Origin of the sequence: Litorivivens sp. (genome assembly GCF_041624475.1) — a bacterium.
Classification (GTDB): domain Bacteria; phylum Pseudomonadota; class Gammaproteobacteria; order Pseudomonadales; family Spongiibacteraceae; genus Litorivivens.
Map to the genome: position 1 here is coordinate 256,923 of NZ_JBFJUX010000002.1, position 21,883 is coordinate 278,805.

Below are 21,883 nucleotides of genomic sequence, written 5' to 3' on the forward strand. Positions count from 1 at the left end.
TCAGTGGTGGCCGTAGCTCAGTTGGTAGAGTCCAGGATTGTGATTCCTGTTGTCGCGGGTTCGAGCCCCGTCGGCCACCCCATTTCCCCCCTTTTATTATTCAATCTCCGATGTTGCTTCTTTGCGACGTGATTCCGGCATTTCTTCATGTTCTTTGCGGCGGAGGGTAGATAGTTCCGGATAGTTGCAGTAAATTGTTTTCAAAATGAAGTGCATAGCGCTCCGCGCGTGTGCATCGACAAATAAGATACTGACTTCTGGAGAACCTGAATGACCACATTGTCCCGTGGCTTGACAGCGTTGGTTTGCACGCTGTTTTTATCAACCCCTCTAGTGTCTCAAGCCCAGTTAGGTCTGCCCGGTGGCGGCGCGACCGGACCTACGCCTGACTTGAGCTGTACCGGTCGCGGTGCGGACGGCAAGCTGTCCTGTGGCGATATCGGCCTCGAAGAGACTATGGAGTTTTGTGACGATGTCGATGGCGATTATGTCTGCGACAGTAAAGACGAATGTCCCGATACGCCCGAAGGCGTCCCAGTGTTCATGAACGGCTGTCATGAAATGGAACTCAGCGCGGACCGTCCCTGGGTATTGCGCGGTGTTAATTTCGAATTTGACAAGGCGACCCTTCGACCCGAATCGATCTCCATTCTGAATGCGGCCGTGAACGTCTTGAACGAAAACCCGGAACTGCTGGTATCGATCGACGGTCACACCGACAGCAAAGGCAGTGACAGCTACAATGAAAGACTGTCTCGCGATCGGGCCAAGGCCGTTTACGATTACTTCGTCGACAATGGCGTCAAAGCCGATCGCCTGGTGTTCCGCGGTTTTGGCGAGGCCCGGCCGGTTGCGCCAAATGCCTTTGACGATGGCACCGATAATCCGGAAGGTCGTTTCGAGAACCGCCGCGTTGAGTTGAACGTGCTCGACATGGAAGCCTTCAACAGCGCCAAGGCAGAAATAGCCGAGCGCGAAGCAGAGCGTCAGGCCGAGTTGGCCCGTCGCGAGGCGGCACGGGCTAAAGCAGCGGCAGAACGCGCCGAGCGCGAGGCCGAGGAAGCTGAAGAGGCCGCCGAGGAAGACGCCGAGCAGGCTGAAGAAGGGTCTGCTGAAAAGAGCGACTCCGACAGCGGATTTGACGCTTCCGAGTACCTTGATTTCACCTCTGGAACTGAAGGCGCTTCAGATGAAGAATCCAGTGAGTCGGAAAGCAGCTCGGCGAGTGAGGCTTCTGCTGGCGCCAGCGAAACCAGTGCCGAGGAATCCGAGGATGGTGCAGAAGAGTCAGGTGCCAGCGAAAGCAGCTCCGAGTTCAATGAAGAAGAATACCTCGACTTTCTCGAGACTTACGACGAATCACAATAATGAGTCTCGCCGGTGAAACCAGGGCTTCTGGCTTCACCGGGAAACAGACAAAAAACATTTACGGATATCTTTAGGAAACGACTATGGCAATCGATTTACCACCCGCGGTACCACCAACATTAGTCAATGCGAGTGCGATTTCCGAATTCGCAAGCTCAGCCTCTCCCTACGTTGGCAAAGTGGGTAGTTTTGAGCTCCGTGTGACCGGTAGCCACCAGCTGAGCGGCGCCGAGCTCGATAAGATTTTCAGCGCTGCCAAATCGCCGGATCAGGCTATCCTGCTGATCAGCTCGGCGACCAACCGCAAAGGCCATTTATTGGTGAATACCCTGTATTCGCGCGATGGTGCGGTGGTCTATGTTCACGCCCTTCAGGCGAGAGTGGGCGACGTAAGCGGTGATGAAGCCATTACCGGCTTTTTCGACGGCCTGGAAGGCGACCCTGACCTCAAGCGCAGCGAGTTTGATCGCGCCCGCGCCATGGCTGATGTGAAGTCCAAGCGCACCGGTGTCGACTACAGTGTCAGCTACGATGTGTCCGAGAGCGATCCGGGCGTTGTTGGCATGGTGTTTACCGGCGAGCCGCGTGACGATGCGGACCGCACTGATCTGAGCCTGAAACTCAGCAACGAAGGCAGCCGTTTTGCTGGCCGCTACTACGGTGATGTCGGTCTTTCCCATAACACCATGGGCGGCACCTCAATGTCACTGGATTATCAGACAGCGATTCCAGAGTGGGGTGAGTCTCGCGAGGGCGACGACTACGATCAGATATCCCTTTCCCTGAGTCGTCCGTTCAGCTTCGGCCTGTATGGGATTCGAGCCAGTCAGGCTGAATATACGCAGGACTTCCGTGAATCCGTACCTGGTGGCTGTACCGGTGTGGTGATTATGGGCTCCTGTGTGGGTGCATCAACGCCTCCGACCACCGTAACCAGTGTTTTCGATGCGGAAATTCAGCGTATCGCCCTGACCGGTGAGCAGGTGCTGAGTAGCGATATTGATCGCCGTTTCAGCCTGACTCAGGAAATTGAGACCGTTGACTCTCAGATCGAAGACGAGGGTGGCAATGATCTTCAGGACGAGGTTTACACAACGCTCAAGGTCGGCGCCAAATACCAGCGTCAGCACCGCCTGCAGTCCAAGAATATGCTTAACTACACGCTGGCTCTTTCTGCCAAGGGCGGTGTGAGCGATGACGGCGGTACCTTGGAGAGCACGCCAAACATGACGGGCGTTGCCGTTGGCAAGCGGGTAGGTGACTTCTTGGTTTACAACCCGCGTATTGCTGCGCAGTGGAACAATCTGAAGCGGACTACCGTGGATTTTGACTTTGCTGCCCAAATCGCCAGTGACCAGCTGCCGCAACAGCAGCAGTGGGTTCTTGGTGGTGTAAACAGCATTTCATCGCACCTGCCGGGCACGCTGGTTGGTGACTCAGGTGTATTTACCCGCCTGGCGCTGAATCACAAGCTGGTAAAACTCGACAGCTTTAACCTGACAGCCGGTATTTTTGCGGAGTACGGTGATGCCAACTTCGAAGATGCCAATGGTAGCGGTAACGATACCATCGCGATTTCGGATGTCGGCGTGCGCCTGACCGCGAACTATCAGGATGATCTGGAGATAGCTCTGGTAATCGCCAATTCGCTCTCGGAAAAGAATCTCTCCGATGACTATCTGGAGGCTACCGAGGCAGATGCCTTTGCCAGCATTAAGTTAATCTTCTAAGCTCTTGGTTTAGAAAAGAAAACCGCGGCCTATGCCGCGGTTTTTTTATGCCTGAAACTTCCTGTTGATGCATAGATCCCCGGCATAAAAAAACCGCTGCCCCCGAGAAGGGACAGCGGTTTTCGGGTGACGGGCAGTGTTACATATTGGGGTAGTTGGGACCGCCAAAGCCCTCAGGAGTAACCCAGACAATATTCTGCGCCGGATCTTTGATGTCACAGGTTTTGCAGTGAACGCAGTTCTGACCGTTGATCTGAAAGCGCTTGCTGCCGTCCTCATTCTCAACCACTTCGTACACGCCGGCTGGGCAGTAACGCTGGGCGGGCTCGTCGTAGGTGGGCAGATTGTCGCGAATCGGCAGGGCCGGATCCTTCAGGGTCAGGTGGCAGGGCTGGTCTTCCTCGTGGTTGGTGTTGGAGAGGAAAACGGAGGCCAGGCGATCAAAGGTGATCTTGCCATCGGGTTTGGGATAGGTGATTTTCTTGGACTCTGCGGCAGGCTTCATGGCCGCGTGGTCGGCCTTCTTGTCCTCAAAGGTCCAGGGCAGGCTGCCATTGAAGATATTGATGTCGACAAAAGAGTAGGCCGAACCAACCAGGTTGCCCCATTTGTGCTGGGCCGGGCCAAAGTTTCGCTGCTGGTAGAGTTCCTTGTACAGCCAGGAACTGTTGAAAGCTTCCGTGTACTCGGTCAGGTCGTCGCTGGCGCGTTCCTGCTCGGTAATGGCCTTGTGAACCGCCTCGGCGGCCAGCATGCCGGATTTCATGGCGGTGTGGCTGCCTTTGATCTTGGCAAAGTTCAGGGTGCCCGCATCACAGCCAATCAGCAGTCCGCCCGGGAAGGTCATTTTTGGCAGGGATTGCAGGCCGCCTTTGGAGATGGCGCGCGCACCATAGGAAATTCGCTCGCCGCCTTCCAGAAAGTCTTTGATCACCGGGTGGGTCTTGAAGCGGTTAAATTCTTCAAAGGGGCTCAGGTAGGGATTGTCATAGCACAGGTCGGTAATCAGACCCAGGGCAACCTGATCGTCTTCGATATGGTAGAGGAAGCCGCCGCCAAAGGCGCCATTCTCGGACAGGGGCCAGCCGGTGGAGTGGACCACTTTGCCCTGAGAGTGCTTCTCAGGCTTGATCTTCCACAGTTCTTTGATGCCGATGCCGTAGTGCTGGGGATCTTTGCCCTCAGCCAGGTTGAACTTCTCAATCAGCTGCTTGCCGAGATGGCCCCGACAGCCCTCGGAAAAGAGCGTGTACTTGGCGTGGAGCTCCATACCGGGCATGTAAGAATCTTTCTGGGAACCATCGGCCGCAATGCCCATATCACCGGTCGCGATGCCTTTGACACTGCCGTCTTCGTTGTACAGTACTTCAGCGGCGGCAAAACCGGGGTAGATTTCGGCGCCCATGCCTTCGGCCTGCTCAGCCAGCCAGCGGCACAGGTTGCCCAGGCTGATGATGTAGTTGCCTTCGTTGTGCATGGTCTTGGGAACCGCAAAGCCAGGCACCTTGATGGCCTTTTCGTCACTGGTCATGTAGTAAATATCGTCGCCTGTGACTTCGGTGTGCAACGGCGCGCCTTTCTCTTTCCAGTCGGGGAAGAGCTCGTTCAGGGCGGTGGGCTCGAAAACGGCACCTGAGAGGATATGGGCGCCGACCTCGGAGCCTTTTTCAACCACGCAAACGCTGATGTCTTTGCCGGTACTCTCACTCAATTGGCGGATCTTGCAGGCAGCGGAGAGACCTGCGGGGCCTGCACCTACGATCAGTACGTCAAATTCCATTGATTCGCGTTCCACGATTGAACTCCTCTTCTGAATCAGTAAACACAGCCAAATCAAAGGGAAAGCTGCATTTGGAAGGCCGCAGAGTATACTGACTGAGCCATAAAAACGCTACCGCTCCCGTATCTCTGGAGGGCCTGCCTCCCCAAGCATAAGATTGTCAGCCAATGGGAAATAGTCCAAACAGGTCAACAGTTTAGGCAATTTGTGCGGTTTTGGCGCGGGGCGCCGGAAATTTGTCCCGGAGACCGCTCGAATAAAGGTTATAAATCCGCTAAATGCTTGTGTTTTATTGACCTTACTGGCGAGAAACGTCAAGATACCCCCCGATTTTTACGGGGTGTCAGCTGGCCTTTCGGGCTCTTGGCATCACTTTTTCACCTTGATGAACAGAAAATGGGGAATCCATGAAGGTTCTTGTCGCTGTCAAACGTGTCGTTGACTACAACGTCAAGGTTAGACCCAAGTCCGATGGCTCTGGTCCTGACCTGAACAACGTTAAAATGTCCATTAACCCTTTCTGCGAGATCGCTGTTGAAGAAGCAGTGCGCCTGAAAGAAAAAGGTGTAGCTACTGAAGTGGTAGCGGTCTCTCTGGGCGCCAAAAACTGCCAGGAGCAGATCCGTACTGCGCTGGCGCTGGGTGCCGATCGCGGCATTCTGGTTGAATCCGACGAAGAGCTGCAGCCGCTGGCCGTAGCCAAACTGCTGAAAGCTGTTGTCGACAAGGAGCAGCCACAACTGGTTATCCTGGGCAAGCAGTCCATCGACGGCGACAACAACCAGACCGGTCAAATGCTGGCTGCATTGGCTGGCATGGGCCAGGGCACTTTCGCCTCTGAGGTAGCGATTGACGGAGAATCTGTCAGCGTGACCCGCGAAATCGACGGTGGTCTACAGACCGTCAAACTGAGCCTGCCGGCGGTTGTGACTACCGACCTGCGTCTGAACGAGCCTCGCTACGCTTCGCTGCCGAACATCATGAAGGCCAAGAAAAAGCCGCTTGATACGCTGACGCCTGACGAGCTGGGTGTTGATGTTGCGCCGCGTGTGAAAACCCTGAAAGTTGAGCCGCCGGTTGAGCGTCAGGCTGGTATCAAGGTTGAATCCGTTGCTGAGCTGGTAGACAAACTGAAGAACGAAGCGAAGGTGATCTCATGAGTATTCTGGTAGTTGCTGAACACGACAATACAGAAATCAAGGGCGCCACGCTGAGCACGGTTGCAGCCGCACAAGCTATTGGCGGCGATATCGCCGTTCTGGTCGCCGGTGAAGGCTGCAGCGCAGCCGGTGAAGCGGCCGCCAAAATCGACGGCGTAGCCAAGGTTCTGGTTGCTGACAATGCGGCCTACGGCCATCAGCTGGCGGAAAACCTGGGCGATCTCGTTGCAGAGCTGGGCAAGGACTACAGCCATATCCTGGCGGCTGCGACCACTACCGGCAAAAACTTCATGCCGCGTGTTGCGGCGCTGCTGGATGTATCGCAGATCTCCGAGATCATGTCAGTGGAAAGTGCTGATACCTTCAAACGCCCCATCTACGCAGGCAACGTGATTGCCACTGTGCAATCTGAAGATGCCATCAAAGTGCTGACAGTGCGTACTACCTCATTTGACGGTGTTGCTGCAGAAGGCGGTTCCGCTGCGGTTGAAGCAGTTGATCTGGCCAAGGATGCCGGTAAATCCGAGTTTGTGAAGGAAGAGATTGCCGAAAGCGATCGTCCTGATCTGACGGCTGCCAGCATTGTGGTATCCGGTGGTCGCGGCATGCAGAATGGCGACAACTTTGAAATGTTATACAAAGTTGCCGACAAACTGGGCGCGGCGGTTGGTGCTTCGCGTGCGGCTGTTGATGCAGGCTTTGTGCCGAACGACATGCAGGTCGGTCAGACCGGCAAAATCGTTGCTCCCGACCTCTACATTGCGGTCGGTATCTCCGGCGCCATCCAGCACTTGGCCGGTATGAAAGACAGTAAAGTCATTGTTGCCATCAACAAGGACGAAGACGCGCCAATCTTCCAGGTTGCTGACTACGGGCTGGTCGCTGACCTGTTCGACGCGGTACCGGAACTGGACGCTGCGCTGTAATCAGCGATCTGCCTCACAAAAACCCGGCCAAGTGCCGGGTTTTTTTATGCTAGGATTTCACCCATTGGATCGTCTAACGCACGTCACGGAGTTACAAAATGAAAAAATGGCTTGTACCGTTGCTACTGATCAGTCCACTGGCTTCAGCTGATCTGCTGCTGGACAAGGAAGTCTCCCAGCTGAATTTTGGCAGCATCAAAAACAACACGGTAGCTGAGTTGCATCGCTTCACTACACTGTCCGGTGAAGTCGACGACCAGGGCAACGCCTTGATTACCATTGATCTCGCCAGTGTCGATACCCGCATTGATATCCGCGATAAACGCATGAAGGAACACCTGTTTCAGGTAGGTCAATTCCCGAATGCGGTGTATAGCACGACCGTGGATATCGCTAATATTCGCGACATGGCCATAGGCGAGATCCAGCAGCGGCGCCTGAAAGGTGAGCTGGATCTGCACGGCAACAAGAAGCCGCTGGAATTGTTGGTGCGGATTGTGAAGGGAACGGGCGGAGCCTTCAGTGTGTTTACCGTAGAGCCGGTGTTTATCAGTATAGCGGATTTTGGCCTGGGCGCCGGGGTCGACAAACTGCAGGAAATTGCCGGACTGAGCTCTATTACCCGTGCGGTTCCAGTTACGTTCACCGCCGTATTCCGGGAAAAGGAAGCTGAAGAGGGTGGTGACGATTCCGAGGAGGACTCGCCACTGAAAAACGTTCTGCCGTTCTAGGTCTTTTCAGCGGCAACTGCTAATCCCGGCGTAACCTGTCAGCAATAGCAATGGGCGTCGGGTAGTTCAGTATGATGATATAGGACGACACCACAAAAGTGATTATGGTTGTCGCCTGTATCAGGTGAGACGCCTCGCGGCCAATGATGGCAGACCCTGCTGCCATGTAAGCGATCAGCAGGGAGAATTCGCTGACTTGCCCAAGTCTGAAGCCCAGGTCCCAGGCCAGTGAATTGCGCTCACTGAGACCGTGCAGCAGGTAGCGAAAAATCACCGGTTTCAGGCACAGCATCGTTGTCGCCAGTACCATCGCCGGCAGCAGAACTTCACCAATCAGTCCCAGATCGAAACGCGCGCCCAGCGAAAAGAAAAACAGTATCAGGAAAAAATCGCGCAGCGGCTTCAGGTTTACCGCGATGTATTGGGAAATCGGGCTGGTTGCCAGGCTGATCCCTGCCAGAAACGCGCCGATTTCCGCCGACAGCCCCAGCGCGTGACCCGCCTCCGCAAGCCCGAGACACCAGCCCAAGGCGACAAGAAAGATATACTCATGAAAGCGGTCAAAGCGGCGCAGCAAGGGCAATACCACCCAGCGCACCGCGGCAAAGGCGGCTGCTACCAGCAAGGGCAGTGACAGCAGGGTCAGGCTGAAACTGGCCAGGCTGAATTCCCCCAGGCCCAGCGACATCAGCAATAACAGTACAAAAATGGCGATCAAGTCCTGCAGCAGTAGCAGGCCAATCATCAGCTCTCCGGTGTGTTTGTGGTGCAGAACCGTTGTTGGAAGTAACTTGATGCCGATGATCGTGCTGGAAAACATCATCGCTGCGCCGATGACCAGGCTCTCAACGAGGTTGAAACCGAACAGCGAGGCAATACCGATGCCCATTGCGGCGAAGGCCAGAGAAGAGAGCAGGGCGACCACGGTGGATTTCTGAATGGTATCGATCAAGGCGCGGGGCTGCATATCCAGCCCCAGCAGAAACAGCAGGAAGAGGATGCCAACGTCGGCAATATCGGCCAGTAGCTTCAGGTCAGTGACCCATTCAACACCATAGGGGCCAATCACCGCGCCGAGAACGATGTAGGCAATAATCAGAGGTTGGCGGGTGTAGAGGGCAAGCGAAGCCACAACGGCTGCACCGGCAAAAATCAGGAAAAAAGACGTGGTAATGCCACTCACCTGTGAAAACCCCACTCAGCAAACCAGTTTTGATCATACGGGATTCGGCTAGCCTTCGCAGCTTTTGCTCCGGTATCAGCAAGCCCGCGCCACGGCGAGAATGTCACTTGTAGTGCTGGGGCTCTAACCTTTAGCTGACTGAACTGATACTATCGACGGCCCATTGTGTCGAAGTCGGAGTCTCGACCATTACAGCCCGCATATGACTGCAAGCCCCAGCACAACACGTTCCAGTATCCCCTCAGACACTCTGGTATCCATTCGCCAGCTGGACGCGTGCCGCATTCTGGTGATCAACAGTAAAGGCGGCGCCGGCAAGACCACGGTGGCAACTAACCTGGCGGCCTGGTTGGCCGCTCGGGGTGAGGGTACGACGCTAATTGATGCTGACCCTCAGGCCTCTGCGCATCAGTGGGTGAAATCCAGAAATTCGAGTTTGCCCGAGGTTCACGGAGTGCGCCTGGAGAATAACAGCGCGACTACGCGAAGCTTTCAATGGCGAGCTCCACGCTCTACTCAGTGGTTGATTACCGACTCACCGCCTGGTCTTGGCGGCGCTGATCTTAATGACATGGTAGCTGATCACGATGTGCTGATTATTCCTGTACTTGCTTCGGATATCGATATTCGTGCGAGTGCCCGCTTTATCAGCGAGTTACTGCTGACGCCGATTATGCGGCGTGAGCGACGCCCCGTAGCGGTAGTTGCGAACCGCGTGAAAAAACAGGCAAAAGCCTGGGGGCGACTGCAAAAATTTCTCACCAGTTTGAACATTCCCTATCCCGCAACCCTGCGAGACACGCAGAATTACGTATCGGCCTTCGTCGACGGCAAAGGCATCGGCGACTTTCCTGCTCACAAGAGCTACCAGCGCGATCAGGAAGATTGGCGGGAGTTGCTGGCGTGGTTGATGAAAGAGGGAGCGCAGTAGCGCTATCTTGCAGCCTGGTTCGTAGGCAGTAAATGTCAGACAAAAAAATGCCCGCATAAGCGGGCATTTTTTATCGCTTGCCAATAAGCCGCTTAGGCGACTTCCTGGATCTCCACGGCTGCAATGCGGGCGCCTTCCTCGGCACCTTTCTGGAACTCTGCAATCTGGTCAAAGTTCATGTAGCGGTAGATTTCACTGGACATGGAATCCAGCTTTTCAGCGAACTGCAGATACTCTTCCGGTGTGGGCAGTTTGCCGAGGATCGCACCCACCGCAGCCAGCTCCGCTGAGGTCAGGTACACATTGGCGCCATCACCGAGACGGTTGGGGAAGTTGCGGGTCGAAGTCGACAGTACAGTGCTGCCCGGTGCCACACGTGCCTGGTTACCCATGCACAGTGAACAGCCCGGCATTTCCATACGTGCACCGGCGCGTCCGAAGATGTTGTAGTAGCCTTCTTCCATGAGGGTGTGCTCGTCCATCTTGGTGGGCGGCGACAGCCACATGCGGGTTGTTATACCGCCTTTGTGGGCGTCGAGCAGTTTACCGGCAGCGCGGAAGTGACCGATGTTGGTCATGCACGAACCGATAAAGATTTCGTCAACCTTGTCGCCAGCCACTTCGGACAGTTTCTTGGCATCGTCCGGATCATTCGGGCAGCAGACAACGGGCTCGGTCACGTCGGCCAGATCGATTTCAATTACGGCTGCGTATTCGGCGTCTTTATCCGCTTCCATCAGCTCGGGGTTGGCCAACCATTCTTCCATCTTCTTGGCGCGGCGCTCCAGGGTGCGCTTGTCGCCGTAGCCTTCGCTGATCATCCAGCGCAGCAGGGTGATGTTGGAGCGCAGGTATTCGGCAACCGACTCTTCGCTCAGCTTAATGGTGCAACCGGCAGCAGAGCGCTCGGCGGAGGCATCAGACAGCTCAAAAGCCTGCTCGGCGGTCAGGTGGTCCAGACCCTCGATTTCGAGAATGCGGCCAGAGAAGATGTTCTTCTTGCCTTTTTTCTCGACGGTCAGGAGGCCTTCCTGAATGGCGTAGTAGGGAATCGCGTGAACCAGGTCGCGCAGGGTGATACCCGGCTGCATTTTGCCTTTGAAGCGAACCAGAACGGACTCGGGCATATCCAGCGGCATAACGCCGGTGGCTGCAGCAAAAGCGACCAGGCCAGAACCGGCCGGGAAGGAAATACCCATCGGGAAGCGGGTGTGAGAGTCGCCACCGGTGCCGACGGTGTCAGGCAGCAGCATGCGGTTCAGCCAGCTGTGGATGATGCCGTCACCGGGGCGCAGGGAAACACCACCGCGGGTCATGATGAAGTCAGGCAGGGTATGCTGGGTGTCGATGTCTACAGGCTTGGGGTATGCCGCCGTGTGACAGAAAGACTGCATGGTCAGATCGGCAGAGAAGCCGAGGCAGGCCAGATCTTTCAGTTCGTCGCGGGTCATCGGACCGGTAGTGTCCTGGGAGCCGACCGTGGTCATGCGCGGCTCGCAGTAAGTGCCGGGGCGAATACCTTCCACGCCGCAGGCCTTGCCGACCATCTTCTGAGCCAGGGTGTAGCCCTTGGTGCTTTCCGCGGGTGCTTCCGGTTTGCGGAACAGGTCAGTTTCCGGAAGACCCAGTGATTCGCGGGCCTTGGTGGTCAGACCGCGACCGATGATCAGGTTGATGCGGCCGCCAGCCTGCACTTCGTCCAGCAGCACGTCGGACTTCAGCTCAAACTCGGAGATGGTCTCGCCGGCTTCGTTCAGGATCTTGCCGTCGTAGGGGCGGATTTCAACGATGTCGCCCATGTTCAGGTCGTCAACGGGGGCTTCAAAGACCAGTGCGCCGGCGTCTTCCATAGTGTTGTAGAAAATCGGAGCGACTTTGTTGCCGATACAGATACCGCCGGATTTCTTGTTCGGAGTGCCGGGCATTTCGTCGCCGAAGAACCACAGAACGGAGTTGGTGGCAGATTTGCGCGATGAACCGGTACCGACCACATCGCCGACGAAGGCAACCGGCAGGCCCTTGTCCTGGATTTCCTTGATTTGAGCCATTGGGCCGCGAACGCCGGGCTCTTCGGGCTCAAGGCCGTCGCGCTTCATTTTGTACATGGCCAGCGCGTGCAGAGGGATGTCCGGACGGCTCCAGGCATCGGGGGCAGGGGACAGATCGTCGGTGTTGGTTTCGCCAGTTACCTTGAAGATGGCAACCTTGATGGACTCAGCCACCTTGTCGCGCTTGGTAAACCACTCGCCGTCGGCCCAGCTCTGCATAACGGCCTTAGCGTACTCGTTGCCGGCTTTGGCTTTTTCTTCCACGTCGTGGAAGGCGTCAAACATCAGCAAGGTGTGCTTGAGTTCCTCGGCGGCCTGGGCGGCCAGTTCACTGTCATCGAGCAGTTCAACCAGGGTGACGATGTTGTAGCCACCGTGCATGTTGCCCAGCAGAGTAACGGCCTTGGAGCGATCTATCAGGGGAGAGCTGGCTTCGCCTTTGACAATGGCGGAAAGAAAGCCGGCTTTTACGTAGGCAGCTTCGTCAACACCCGGCGGTACGCGCTCGGAAATCAGTTCCACCAGAGTGGCTTCTTCACCCGCCGGCGGGTTTTTCAGCAGTTCCACCAAGGCGGCGACTTGCTCGGGGTTAAGGGGTTTCGGGGGGATACCCAGTGCAGCACGCTCAGCAACGTGTTCGCGGTAGGCTTCAAGCACAGTTAAGCTCCTCTGGTCGCAATTTCGGTACCCAAAAGCAGCCGGGATCGCCAGCTGCCGGGGCTATCGATGCCCATCATCGACGTCGAAAGGTGCGCAATTATACTGTAAATCAACCAGTTCGCTAAGAGGCAAAGGCAGGACTTGTCACTCTGGGCGACTACAGTTACCGTTATAGCCGCCGTTTCTGCTGTGAATAAACCGGAGATTCTCCCGTGGTGAGTCCATCCTCTGCGCGCCAGAGCACAATGCCTCGCGTTACCACCCCTTGTATTGGCGTATGTTCAACGGCACTGGGCGACGCCGTCTGCCGGGGCTGTAAGCGTTTTGCCCACGAGGTTATCGACTGGAACGGCTACAGCGAGGAACAGAAACAGGCGGTTGACCGACGACTGGACGAATTTCTGTCACAGGTTGTTGCGAATAAACTTCAGATTGTGGATGCCGCTCTGTTGGAATGGCAGCTGCAAACGCAACAGATTCGTTATAAGGCCCACAAACGGCCCGAAATCTGGGCTTTTACCTTGTTAAAAGCCGGTGCCACACAAATCGTAGATCCGGCGGAGTTTGGTCTGGATATTGACGCCCAATATCGGGATGTGCCGCTGACTCAACTCAGGGATATGATCGACCGGGAGTTCTACATTCTTTCAGAAGCTCATTACGATCGCTATATGAAGGTCGTGGTTTGAGGCCTGTCTGTTATACTTGCGCGCCGTTTCTGCGTGCTGTTGTAGCCTCTTCATGAAGACCGTTGATATCCAGCCTGTTAAAGATTTTCTCGCCTGTGCAACGCCACAGTCGTGGCTTGAATCTGCTTTAGATAATCAGTCTATCTTGTTGATTGATCATGCTAATTGCGAGAAGAAAGCAGCATCTACAGCACTCAATCTGATGTACCGCTACGTGGACAAGCCCGATCTGCTGCAGCGCATGTCAAAGCTGGCGCGCGAGGAATTGCGTCACTTTGAACAGGTTCTGGCGATTATGCAAAAGCGCAATATCGACTACATACAGCTCAGCTCGGCGCGCTATGCCGGTGGGCTGCGTGAGTTTATGCGCACTTCTGAACCCGGCAAGCTGATTGATGTGCTGATTGTTGGTGCGTTTATCGAAGCTCGCTCCTGCGAGCGTTTTGATCAATTGGCGCCGCTGCTCGACGCGGAGCTTGCCGACTTTTACACCTCACTATTGCGCTCTGAATCCCGTCACTTTATGGACTACTTAAAACTGGCGCGCCAATACGCCAAAGAAGCGGGTGTTGACGCCAGCGACGTCGATGCCAGAATCGACTTTTTCGCAGAGAAAGAAGCCGAGCTTATTCTGGCGCCAGACAGAGAGTTTCGCTTTCATTCGGGGGCGCCACATTAACTGCTGGGCGCCTCCTGCTCAGTGGATCGCCTCGCGAATCAATTCTGTGTTCTCGTGTGCCTGTAACAGCGCAATTTCGTGACGCACCACGTCAAAACTGTGGCAGTGGCTGATAGTGATATCGATCAGTGCCTGGAGCAGGGCGGGGGACACCGTATTTCTGACGTAAAGACTGATATCGATGTCTCCCGCAAGTCGACGCAAGCTGATTCGTAAATCTCCATCGGCATTTACCACAGGTTGGGGCAGGTTAGGGTCAGAGGATACGACATGCTCCAACGTATCCCGGGCCGGGGAGTTTACATCCACAAATATCAGGTCCGGTTGCTGCACTTGCAGTAATTGATAAAGGTCGGGGCGGGCGTGCTCTTTCGGCAGCAGGTCGATACCGAGGTTTTCCAGCAGTGGCAACAGTTTCTCTGATCGCGTCGAGTTGACGCCGATCAACAGGGCGCGAAGGGGGGCGGCGTTAACTGACGGTTTCATTGCGTTGCCTTAACTCGGAGATATTGGCTTGACTGAGCTCGTGTTGTTCCAGGTAACGTAAGACCTTGCCTACATCGAAACGTTTGCCGTCAATAAACTGATTGGGCCCCAGGTGGGGAGTAAAGTTTTGCAGCATCTGCGGGCTCAGGTTTCCTTCAGTTTTGCGATTGATTGCAGGGCAGGGTACGCCCAGCTCGGCGGCAACCTCGCGATAGAGTTCCGGCAAATACACCTCTTCAGCAATGCAGCTGATGCTCACCGGGTTTTTCAATTGGCCCCAGCGGTACATCTCGGCGATAAACCACTCGGCCTGATTCAGCCAGGGGAAATTCGCGCTGTAGCGGTTGAATACGTGAAAATCCGGTGCATCTTCGGGGGGGCGATCTGGATGTCGCTGGTGGATACCACACAGGGAAAGCGCAACGGTTTCCAGTTCCTGATCAATATAACCGCACTTGGTGAGTATCTCCGCGGCAACCAAGCGGTTTTCACTCTGGTCGAGCCAGGCGCAGGCTTTCATCAGCGCGCGTATGATCGCGCGGTGCGTGCCCGGGTAAGTCTCTGACCAGCTTCGTGACACCGCAAAGACTTTTTCCGGACTGTTATTCCAAAGTTCATACTTGGTGGCGACAACGTGGCCCAGTCCAGCACGCACCGCAACGGTATTCCAGGGCTCGCCCACGCAATAGCCGTCGATATCCCCGGATTTAAGGTGATCCACCATATCCGGCGGCGGAATAACGACTATCTCGACATCTAAGTCGGGATTGGTGCCACCGCAGCCCAGCCAGTAGCGCAGCTCGTAGTTTTGGGTTGAGACTGGAAAAACCACTCCGAAGCGGAGTTTCGGTCGTTTGTTCTGGGCGTTCGCGCGAATGACCAGGTTCAGCGCCTTGCTTGCGGCCAGGGGCGAAAAGCCGGCGTCCGGATCCGTCGCGACCACGGCGGAATACAGACGTTTGCTGAGGGTGATGGCGTTGCCGTTGAGGTCCAAAACAAAGCCGGTCACCATATCCAGCCTTGGACCGGCCACACCCAATCGAGCGGCGACCGGCATGCTGGCCAGCATCTGCGCGCCATCGAGTACGCCGAGCCCGACTTTATCGCGAATGCTTGCCCAAGAGTGTTCTCGGCTGAGCGATACGTTCAAACCCTGCTCGTCGAAAAAGCCTTTCTCTTTGGCCACCGCAAACGGCGCGCAGTCTGTTAGCGGGATATGGCCCAATTTGACGTCTGTTTTTTCTACTGACATCACCGGTCTGCCCATCATGCTGCCTGATCAACGGCATTGGTCGGAGCAGCCGACGGTTTAGCACTTTTTTTCTGGGCGGGATTTGAGTGCCGTTGATGGAGAAAGCGCAACACCGCCGCCCGGTATTCGTTGTACTGGGCATCGCTGGCCAGTGACAGGCGATCACGCGGACGCTCAAGTTCGATAGCCAGGATGTCGCCGATGGTCGCCGCTGGCCCATTCGTCATCATGACAATACGGTCGGAGAGCAGCACAGCTTCGTCGACATCATGAGTGATCATCACCACTGTGTTATTGAGCTCGTTCTGGATTTCCATCAGCGAGTCCTGCAGGTGAGCACGGGTCAGGGCGTCCAACGCACCAAAGGGTTCATCCATCAGCAGGACTTTCGGTTCCATTGCCAGTGCACGAGCGATACCAATACGCTGCTTCATCCCGCCGGACAGCTCCGAGGGGTATTTGTGTGCGGCGTGATCCATATGCGCCAGTGCCAAATTGTGCAGGACCCACTCGCGCATTTCGGCTTTGCTCTTTTTCCCTTTGAACACCTGTTTGACGGCAATTTCGATGTTCTCGTAAGCGGTCAGCCAGGGAAACAGTGAGTGGTTCTGAAACACTACCGCACGCTCAGGCCCTGGTTCATTGACCTCTTTTCCTTCCAATACCACCGCGCCTTTGGTCGCTTGATACAGGCCGGCAATAATATTCAGGACGGTGGATTTGCCGCAGCCCGAATGGCCAATGAGGGAAATGAATTCGCCTTTCTGGATTTTCAAATCTACTTTATCCAGCGCGCAGAACGGGCCCTTTGGCGTCGGAAATTCCATGGTCAGATGTGACAGATCAACATAGGGGTTCATGGGGTTCTCCTCAACTTTTTACATCTTCATGGGATATAACTTTTTGCACTGTCAGCATCAGCCAGTCGAGTACAAAGCCGATAAAACCGATAGTGACCACAGCAAACATGATCCGCGCGAGTGACTGCGAGCTGCCGTTCTGAAACTCATCCCAGACAAATTTTCCCAGCCCGGGGTTTTGCGCCAGCATTTCGGCGGCAATCAACACCATCCAGCCGATCCCTAGTGAAATACGCAAACCGGTAAAAATCATCGGCAGGGCGGCGGGAATCGCAATTTTTCGCACCCGGGTAAACCAGCCGAGGCGGATAACGCGTCCCACATTCAGTAGATCCTGATCGATGTTGGCCACGCCCACCGCAGTATTGATCAGGGTTGGCCACATACAGCACAGGGTGACGGTGATCGCTGAGTTGACAAAGGATTTGGCCAGCAGTGGATCATCGCTGACGTAAACCGCGCTCACCACCATGGTTACAATAGGCAGCCAGGCCAGAGGCGAGACCGGTTTGAGTATCTGGATAATCGGAGAAATAGCGGTGTTAAGGCCGGGGCTCAGGCCGCAGGCAATACCCACCGGAACCGCAATTAATGAAGCGACGATAAAACCGGTGAAAACCGTTTTCAGACTGGTAAAAATCTGGTCGATAAAGGTCGCGTTACCGGTATAGCTGCGCCACTTGATGGTCGCTTCCGGGTTGCGCTCCAATTTTTTCGCATTGCGTTTTTCCTGACGCTCATAGAAAGCGTCCTGTTTGGCGCGCTCTTCTTTATGTTCTGCGTACAGGGTTTTACCGGCATCCAGAACCGCTGTTGGCCCCGGCAATTTACCCAGGCTGGTATCGACCTGGGCGGCGCCTGCAGCCCATAAAAACAAAAACAAAGCTATCGCAAGCAGGGGTAAACCAATCAGATTGCCCAGCTGGCGGGATTGTTCTTTCGGCTCTTCCCAAAATGCCAGTTTGACCACCGGAACCATCCAGCGAAAGCCTGCGACTTCGAAAAAACCGATGGTTTTTTGTTTAAACATGATGTCTCCCTATACGTGCTTTCTTTCCGATAGCTGGGGTGAAGCACCAGGCCTCACCCCAACCGTCTCTCTAAGCGAGAGGAAAGATCACACTTCGTCCTTTCCTTTTAGACCAATGTTGAATTTTTTGAGGTAATCGTTTGGCTTGGTGCCGTCGTAGGTGACGCCGTCGATAAACTCTTTTTGTGGCGGTTTAAAGCCGCTTTCCTTGGCAAATTCCGGGAAGTCGCTGGCTTTCATTACGCCGTCGGCGATCAGTTCTTCAGCGGCCGCGCGATAGATATCCGGACGGTATACTTTCTTGGCGGTCTCCATATACCAGCTGTCCGGTTTGTGGTCAGGGATCTGACCCCAGCGGCGCATCTGGGTCAGATACCAGATTGCATCGGAGTAGTAAGGGTAGGTGGCGTTATAGCGGAAGAATACGTTGAAATCCGGTACCGGACGCTTGTCGCCTTTTTCATATTCGAAGGTGCCGGTCATGGAGTTCGCGATAACTTCCGCATCGGCGCCCACGTAATAAGGTTTGGAGAGAATCTTCACCGCTTCAGGCCGATTGGCGTTGCTGTCGGCGTCGAGCCACTGGGCCGCGCGAATCATGGCTTTGACCACCGCAATGTGGGTTTGCGGGTATTTGTCAGCCCAGGCCTTGCTCACGCCAAAGACTTTTTCAGGATTGTCCTTCCAGATTTCGTAGTCCGTGATAACCGGTACACCGATGCCTTTGAATACGGCTTGCTGGTTCCAGGGCTCGCCTACGCAGTAACCGTAGATGGTGCCTGCCTCCATGGTGGAGGGCATTTGCGGTGGCGGGGTTACGGAAAGTTGGGCATCGGCGTTTATCATGCCACTGGTGTCACCTTTTTTCGGTGCGTAGTAGCCCGGGTGAATGCCGCCGGCCGCCAGCCAGTAACGCAGCTCGTAGTTGTGCGTCGATACCGGGAAAACCATTCCCATTTTGAAAGGCTTGCCTTCAGCCTTGTACTTATCAACCACAGGCTTGAGATAATCGGCCTTGATCGGATGGACCGGTTTGCCATCAGCCTGCTTGGGAATGTGGGGTTTCATCTGTTCCCAGATGTCGTTGGAAACGGTTATACCGTTGCCGTTCAGGTCCATACTGAAAGCTGTAATGATATGGGCCTGAGTGCCAAAACCAATGGTCGCGCCTAGAGGCTGCCCAGCCAACATGTGTGCGCCATCGAGCTGGCCATCAATGACACGATCCAGCAGCACTTTCCAGTTGGCCTGCGCTTCCAGGGTTACGTAAAGCCCTTCGTCCTCAAAAAAACCTTTTTCGTAAGCGATGGCCAATGGGGCCATATCGGTGAGTTTGATAAACCCGAACTTGAGTTCTTCCTTCTCGGGCTCAGCGGCCTGCGTAAACGTGGCGCTGCCGAGCAACACAGATGCTGCGATCGACGTGAACCACTGCTTGTACCTGAACGACATAACAATCTCCTTGATGCTGGTGTGGGGGCCTTCGGCTGCAGTCCTGGTGCCCGGATAAAATGCCAGCTGGTTTTGTATGTCCTACAGCAACGACTGTGCCAAGCCGGATTACTGCATAAAAAACAATGAGGTAAGGTACATTTGCGCCATTTTGGTAAGAGAGGATTTTGCGTCGGTGCGCAAGCTTGGTGCCAAAAGTGCACTGTTGGTACTATTCGGAATCAGGTGGTTTGCACTGATTTGGCGCGCCAAGGGCGACGGATCTTGAGTTGGTATAGGTGATACCGCACACTAGCTTCCTAAGGAAAAAACGGTTTTGCAGTCGCTGCCCGACTGCTATTTCACAATAGAGAGACCATGGGGCTAACGGAATCCGAATGGCAGGCAGTCTGGCTAACACTGCAACTTGCCTGCAGCGCGACCTTTCTACTTTTACTGTTTGCAACACCACTGGCCTACTGGTTGGCGCGAACGCGTTCCTGGTTAAAAGGCCCGGTGTCTGCTGTTGTAGCGCTGCCGCTGGTGTTGCCTCCGACCGTGCTGGGTTTTTACCTGCTTGTCGCCATGGGGCCGTCGGGCTTTATCGGGCAGCTCACACAGGGGCTGGGCCTTGGCTCACTTGCTTTTAGTTTCGAGGGCCTGGTTATCGGCTCGATGATCTATTCACTGCCCTTTGTTGTGCAACCGATTCACAACGCCATAGAAGCCGTGGGCCAGCGGCCTTTGGAAGTTGCGGCAACGCTGGGCGCTGGCCCGGTTGATCGATTTTTTACCGTGCTGTTGCCGCAGGCCCGGGCCGGTTTTATCACCGCGGCCGTGCTGGGCTTTGCCCATACTCTGGGTGAGTTCGGTGTGGTGCTGATGATTGGCGGCAATATCCCGGAAGAAACCCGTGTTTTATCTGTACTGATTTACGATCACGTGGAAGCGCTCGACTATGCCGGCGCGCACCGGCTTTCTGGCGGGCTACTGCTCTTTTCATTTTTGGTGCTGCTTGCGCTGTATGCGGTGCAACACCGAATGGCGCCGCAAGCTCGAGCGGATTTCAGATTGTGAGCACTGGGACAGGCTTACAGGCTCGCTTTGAGTTGGCCTTCGACAGCCGCTTTTCGCTAAAGGTTGATCTCGAGTTGCCCGATCGCGGTATTTCAGCGATTTACGGTGCATCCGGCTCGGGAAAAACTACCTTGTTGCGTTGTATTGCCGGTTTGCATCGCTCTGGCGGTGGCTTTCTGAAGCTGAACGACACGGTCTGGCAAAACGACCGACAGTTTGTTCCCACACACCAGCGCTCACTGGCCTATGTTTTTCAGGAGGCGAGTCTTTTTTCTCACTTGAATGTCGAAGGAAACCTGAAATTCGCCTGGCGGCGCAGTCGTGACAAAGACAGCTGCTATCTTCAACAGGTGATCGGCCTGATGGGAATAGGGCCCTTGTTGTCTCGTTCGACCGATGCTCTGTCGGGTGGTGAAAGGCAGCGCGTGGCCATTGCCCGCGCCTTGTTAACACGCCCCGGTTTACTGCTTCTGGATGAGCCATTGTCCGCACTCGATGCCGGGCGCCGGCAAGAAATACTGCCTTACCTTGAACGTTTGCACGAAGAGTTCAGCGCACCGGTACTGTATGTCAGTCATTCACTCGATGAAATCGCCCGGCTTGCGGACCAGCTGGTTGTTATGGAAGCCGGCCGTATTGTCGCAAACGATGCGCTGTGTGCGGTTCTGACGCGTACCGATATTTCGCTTTCGCAGCACGATGAGGCGGGTGTGGTTCTGGAGGCTCGTGTACTTGAGCGCGATGATGACTGGCATCTGGTTCGTGTTGAATTTGCCGGTGGCAGCCTGTGGATTCGCGATAACGGCGATCATCTGGGAAAAAACCTGCGGATCCGCGTGCTGGCAAGGGATGTGAGTCTGGCACTGGACGAGCCCGGGGCGTCCAGCATCGTCAATCGTTTGCCGGCTCAGGTTGAGGCAATCAGTGAAACAGCCGACAGTGCCATGGCGCTGGTGACGCTGGTTTTGGGTGAGACCCGCATTCTGGCAAGGCTTACCCGACGCTCGGTGCATACGCTGGAACTTCAGCCGGGAAGGGCCGTTTGGGCGCAATTGAAATCGGTGGCGGTACTACGGTAGAAGGCTGAGTTGGAAGGGCAAGCCCCTCGCCCCAAGGCATGTTGAGGCGGGGGCCTTGGCTCAGTTGGACTGAGCGGGGGTTGCTTCGGTCTCTACGGCTACGGGAGCTGCAGCCACTTTGGCTTTGCGCTTGCGACGCTGAGTGCTTTGGGCAGACTTAAGCGCAGCTTTCTCGCGGCGGGCCAGTTCACGGTCTGCCTTTTTACGCAATGCGGCAATTTGCTTGTCGGCTTTTGCCTGAATGCGGGCGATGGCTTTGGCGGTGCTGCTTTCCAGTTTCGCTTGAGCGTTGGCCACAACTTTAGAGGCAGTATTTGCCTTGGCGAGTTTTGCTTTGGCTTTTTTCAGCTCTGCGCGTTTGGCAACAACCGCTTTTTTGCTGGCTCGAACTTCTTCGCGGGCGGCGGAGACGGCCGCACGGGCTTTTTCTACCGCGGCTTTTTTGGCTGCAGTCGGTTTATCCTTGGCGGCATTACGCTTAGCTTTCAGGGTTTCGGCAGCTTTTAACTGTTTGGCTTCGCTTTTGCCAACTTTGGCCTGGAGTTTGTCCAGTTGCGCTTCAACCGATGCAAGCTCCTTTTCGAGATTGGCAACCAGTTTGATGACTTCAGAGGTTTTAGCGGCCGACGTTTTGTTGGCAACGACGCGCTTGGTTGTTTTAGCTGGAGATTTTTTTGCGGTAACTTTTTTTGCGGTAACTTTTTTGGCAGGTGCTTTCTTGCTGATGGCTTTTTTGGCTGGGGCTTTTTTAGTGCGCGGCATATAACACAATCCTTATTGCAT

At 55.2% G+C, this 21,883-nt stretch carries 19 protein-coding genes and 1 tRNA gene; 11 read left to right on the forward strand and 9 right to left on the reverse strand.

Annotated features, from left to right (window positions below; translation table 11 throughout):
* Positions 1-6: 6 nt before the first annotated feature.
* From ABY734_RS03915 to ABY734_RS03925, 3 genes are all read left to right on the forward strand, one after another.
* A tRNA-His gene (locus ABY734_RS03915) sits at positions 7-82 on the forward strand.
* Between the two features lie 188 nt (positions 83-270).
* Positions 271-1,368: an OmpA family protein gene (locus ABY734_RS03920; RefSeq protein ID WP_372777666.1), complete on the forward strand. Its 1,098-nt coding sequence runs from the start codon at positions 271-273 to the stop codon at positions 1,366-1,368.
* A gap of 83 nt (positions 1,369-1,451) precedes the next feature.
* Positions 1,452-3,098, forward strand: a complete 1,647-nt coding sequence (locus tag ABY734_RS03925; RefSeq protein ID WP_372777667.1) for a ShlB/FhaC/HecB family hemolysin secretion/activation protein — start codon at positions 1,452-1,454, stop codon at positions 3,096-3,098.
* Between the two features lie 139 nt (positions 3,099-3,237).
* On the opposite strand, the gene ABY734_RS03930 is transcribed toward ABY734_RS03925, so the two are convergent.
* Positions 3,238-4,893 carry an electron transfer flavoprotein-ubiquinone oxidoreductase gene (locus ABY734_RS03930; RefSeq protein ID WP_372777668.1) on the reverse strand — a complete coding sequence of 552 codons (1,656 nt, stop codon included), beginning with the start codon at positions 4,891-4,893 and terminating at the stop codon, positions 3,238-3,240.
* A 392-nt stretch (positions 4,894-5,285) separates the two neighbouring features.
* On the opposite strand from ABY734_RS03930, the gene ABY734_RS03935 reads away from it, so the two are divergent.
* From ABY734_RS03935 to ABY734_RS03945, 3 genes are all read left to right on the forward strand, one after another.
* The gene (locus ABY734_RS03935) at positions 5,286-6,038 is read left to right on the forward strand and encodes an electron transfer flavoprotein subunit beta/FixA family protein (protein ID WP_372777669.1); all 753 of its coding nucleotides are present in this window, start codon (positions 5,286-5,288) and stop codon (positions 6,036-6,038) included.
* Positions 6,035-6,964 carry an electron transfer flavoprotein subunit alpha/FixB family protein gene (locus tag ABY734_RS03940; protein WP_372777670.1) on the forward strand — a complete coding sequence of 310 codons (930 nt, stop codon included), beginning with the start codon at positions 6,035-6,037 and terminating at the stop codon, positions 6,962-6,964. Before ABY734_RS03935 ends, ABY734_RS03940 begins: the two co-directional genes overlap by 4 nt.
* A gap of 98 nt (positions 6,965-7,062) precedes the next feature.
* On the forward strand, positions 7,063-7,695 hold the full coding sequence (locus tag ABY734_RS03945) for a YceI family protein (protein ID WP_372777672.1): 633 nt from the start codon (positions 7,063-7,065) through the stop codon (positions 7,693-7,695).
* 19 nt (positions 7,696-7,714) lie between these two features.
* On the opposite strand, the gene ABY734_RS03950 is transcribed toward ABY734_RS03945, so the two are convergent.
* A complete protein-coding gene (locus ABY734_RS03950; RefSeq protein ID WP_372777673.1) occupies positions 7,715-8,893 on the reverse strand; it encodes a cation:proton antiporter in 1,179 nt (392 codons plus the stop codon).
* Positions 8,894-9,080: 187 nt separating this feature from the next.
* Here ABY734_RS03950 and ABY734_RS03955 point away from each other — a divergent pair, with 187 nt between their 5' ends.
* The gene (locus ABY734_RS03955) at positions 9,081-9,809 is read left to right on the forward strand and encodes a ParA family protein (protein WP_372777674.1); all 729 of its coding nucleotides are present in this window, start codon (positions 9,081-9,083) and stop codon (positions 9,807-9,809) included.
* Positions 9,810-9,901: 92 nt separating this feature from the next.
* Here the strand turns inward: ABY734_RS03955 and acnB are convergent, their stop codons facing one another.
* A complete protein-coding gene (gene acnB, locus ABY734_RS03960; RefSeq protein ID WP_372777675.1) occupies positions 9,902-12,514 on the reverse strand; it encodes a bifunctional aconitate hydratase 2/2-methylisocitrate dehydratase in 2,613 nt (870 codons plus the stop codon).
* A 248-nt stretch (positions 12,515-12,762) separates the two neighbouring features.
* Between acnB and ABY734_RS03965 the strand changes: the two genes are divergently transcribed.
* Together ABY734_RS03965 and ABY734_RS03970 are read left to right on the forward strand one after the other, a co-directional pair.
* Complete coding sequence (locus ABY734_RS03965; protein ID WP_372777676.1) at positions 12,763-13,206, forward strand: DUF1289 domain-containing protein; 444 nt, start codon at positions 12,763-12,765, stop codon at positions 13,204-13,206.
* 52 nt (positions 13,207-13,258) lie between these two features.
* Complete coding sequence (locus ABY734_RS03970; protein ID WP_372777678.1) at positions 13,259-13,885, forward strand: tRNA-(ms[2]io[6]A)-hydroxylase; 627 nt, start codon at positions 13,259-13,261, stop codon at positions 13,883-13,885.
* Positions 13,886-13,903: 18 nt separating this feature from the next.
* Here ABY734_RS03970 and ABY734_RS03975 read toward each other — a convergent pair whose 3' ends face one another.
* The 5 genes from ABY734_RS03975 to ABY734_RS03995 all read right to left on the reverse strand — a co-directional run bounded on the left by ABY734_RS03975 (position 13,904) and on the right by ABY734_RS03995 (position 18,965).
* Positions 13,904-14,371, reverse strand: coding sequence for a hypothetical protein (locus ABY734_RS03975; protein ID WP_372777680.1), 468 nt, complete (start codon positions 14,369-14,371; stop codon positions 13,904-13,906).
* Entirely contained in the window at positions 14,355-15,623 is a 1,269-nt protein-coding gene (locus ABY734_RS03980; protein WP_372777681.1) for a CmpA/NrtA family ABC transporter substrate-binding protein, read from the reverse strand. The genes ABY734_RS03975 and ABY734_RS03980 overlap by 17 nt, the downstream gene beginning before the upstream one ends.
* Before the next feature lie 14 nt (positions 15,624-15,637).
* A complete protein-coding gene (locus tag ABY734_RS03985; RefSeq protein WP_372777682.1) occupies positions 15,638-16,483 on the reverse strand; it encodes an ABC transporter ATP-binding protein in 846 nt (281 codons plus the stop codon).
* A 10-nt stretch (positions 16,484-16,493) separates the two neighbouring features.
* Complete coding sequence (locus ABY734_RS03990; RefSeq protein ID WP_372777684.1) at positions 16,494-17,513, reverse strand: ABC transporter permease; 1,020 nt, start codon at positions 17,511-17,513, stop codon at positions 16,494-16,496.
* An 87-nt stretch (positions 17,514-17,600) separates the two neighbouring features.
* Complete coding sequence (locus tag ABY734_RS03995) at positions 17,601-18,965, reverse strand: CmpA/NrtA family ABC transporter substrate-binding protein (protein ID WP_372777685.1); 1,365 nt, start codon at positions 18,963-18,965, stop codon at positions 17,601-17,603.
* A 357-nt stretch (positions 18,966-19,322) separates the two neighbouring features.
* On the opposite strand from ABY734_RS03995, the gene modB reads away from it, so the two are divergent.
* Together modB and modC are read left to right on the forward strand one after the other, a co-directional pair.
* A complete protein-coding gene (gene modB / locus ABY734_RS04000) occupies positions 19,323-20,021 on the forward strand; it encodes a molybdate ABC transporter permease subunit (protein ID WP_372777686.1) in 699 nt (232 codons plus the stop codon).
* Positions 20,018-21,100, forward strand: coding sequence for a molybdenum ABC transporter ATP-binding protein (gene modC, locus ABY734_RS04005; protein ID WP_372777687.1), 1,083 nt, complete (start codon positions 20,018-20,020; stop codon positions 21,098-21,100). Before modB ends, modC begins: the two co-directional genes overlap by 4 nt.
* 60 nt (positions 21,101-21,160) lie before the next feature.
* Here the strand turns inward: modC and ABY734_RS04010 are convergent, their stop codons facing one another.
* Positions 21,161-21,862, reverse strand: a complete 702-nt coding sequence (locus ABY734_RS04010) for a histone (RefSeq protein WP_372777688.1) — start codon at positions 21,860-21,862, stop codon at positions 21,161-21,163.
* Positions 21,863-21,883 lie beyond the last annotated feature (21 nt).

Bases quoted from the DNA above. Each gene is read 5' to 3' on its own strand.
- ABY734_RS03920 (WP_372777666.1), top strand. From the start codon at position 271: ATGACCACATTGTCCCGTGGCTTGACAGCGTTGGTTTGCACGCTGTTT.
- ABY734_RS03925 (WP_372777667.1), top strand. From the start codon at position 1,452: ATGGCAATCGATTTACCACCCGCGGTACCACCAACATTAGTCAATGCG.
- ABY734_RS03935 (WP_372777669.1), top strand. From the start codon at position 5,286: ATGAAGGTTCTTGTCGCTGTCAAACGTGTCGTTGACTACAACGTCAAG.
- ABY734_RS03940 (WP_372777670.1), top strand. From the start codon at position 6,035: ATGAGTATTCTGGTAGTTGCTGAACACGACAATACAGAAATCAAGGGC.
- ABY734_RS03945 (WP_372777672.1), top strand. From the start codon at position 7,063: ATGAAAAAATGGCTTGTACCGTTGCTACTGATCAGTCCACTGGCTTCA.
- ABY734_RS03955 (WP_372777674.1), top strand. From the start codon at position 9,081: ATGACTGCAAGCCCCAGCACAACACGTTCCAGTATCCCCTCAGACACT.
- ABY734_RS03965 (WP_372777676.1), top strand. From the start codon at position 12,763: ATGCCTCGCGTTACCACCCCTTGTATTGGCGTATGTTCAACGGCACTG.
- ABY734_RS03970 (WP_372777678.1), top strand. From the start codon at position 13,259: ATGAAGACCGTTGATATCCAGCCTGTTAAAGATTTTCTCGCCTGTGCA.
- ABY734_RS03975 (WP_372777680.1), bottom strand. From the start codon at position 14,371: ATGAAACCGTCAGTTAACGCCGCCCCCCTTCGCGCCCTGTTGATCGGC.
- ABY734_RS03980 (WP_372777681.1), bottom strand. From the start codon at position 15,623: ATGTCAGTAGAAAAAACAGACGTCAAATTGGGCCATATCCCGCTAACA.
- ABY734_RS03985 (WP_372777682.1), bottom strand. From the start codon at position 16,483: ATGAACCCCTATGTTGATCTGTCACATCTGACCATGGAATTTCCGACG.
- ABY734_RS03990 (WP_372777684.1), bottom strand. From the start codon at position 17,513: ATGTTTAAACAAAAAACCATCGGTTTTTTCGAAGTCGCAGGCTTTCGC.
- ABY734_RS03995 (WP_372777685.1), bottom strand. From the start codon at position 18,965: ATGTCGTTCAGGTACAAGCAGTGGTTCACGTCGATCGCAGCATCTGTG.
- modB (WP_372777686.1), top strand. From the start codon at position 19,323: ATGGGGCTAACGGAATCCGAATGGCAGGCAGTCTGGCTAACACTGCAA.
- ABY734_RS04010 (WP_372777688.1), bottom strand. From the start codon at position 21,862: ATGCCGCGCACTAAAAAAGCCCCAGCCAAAAAAGCCATCAGCAAGAAA.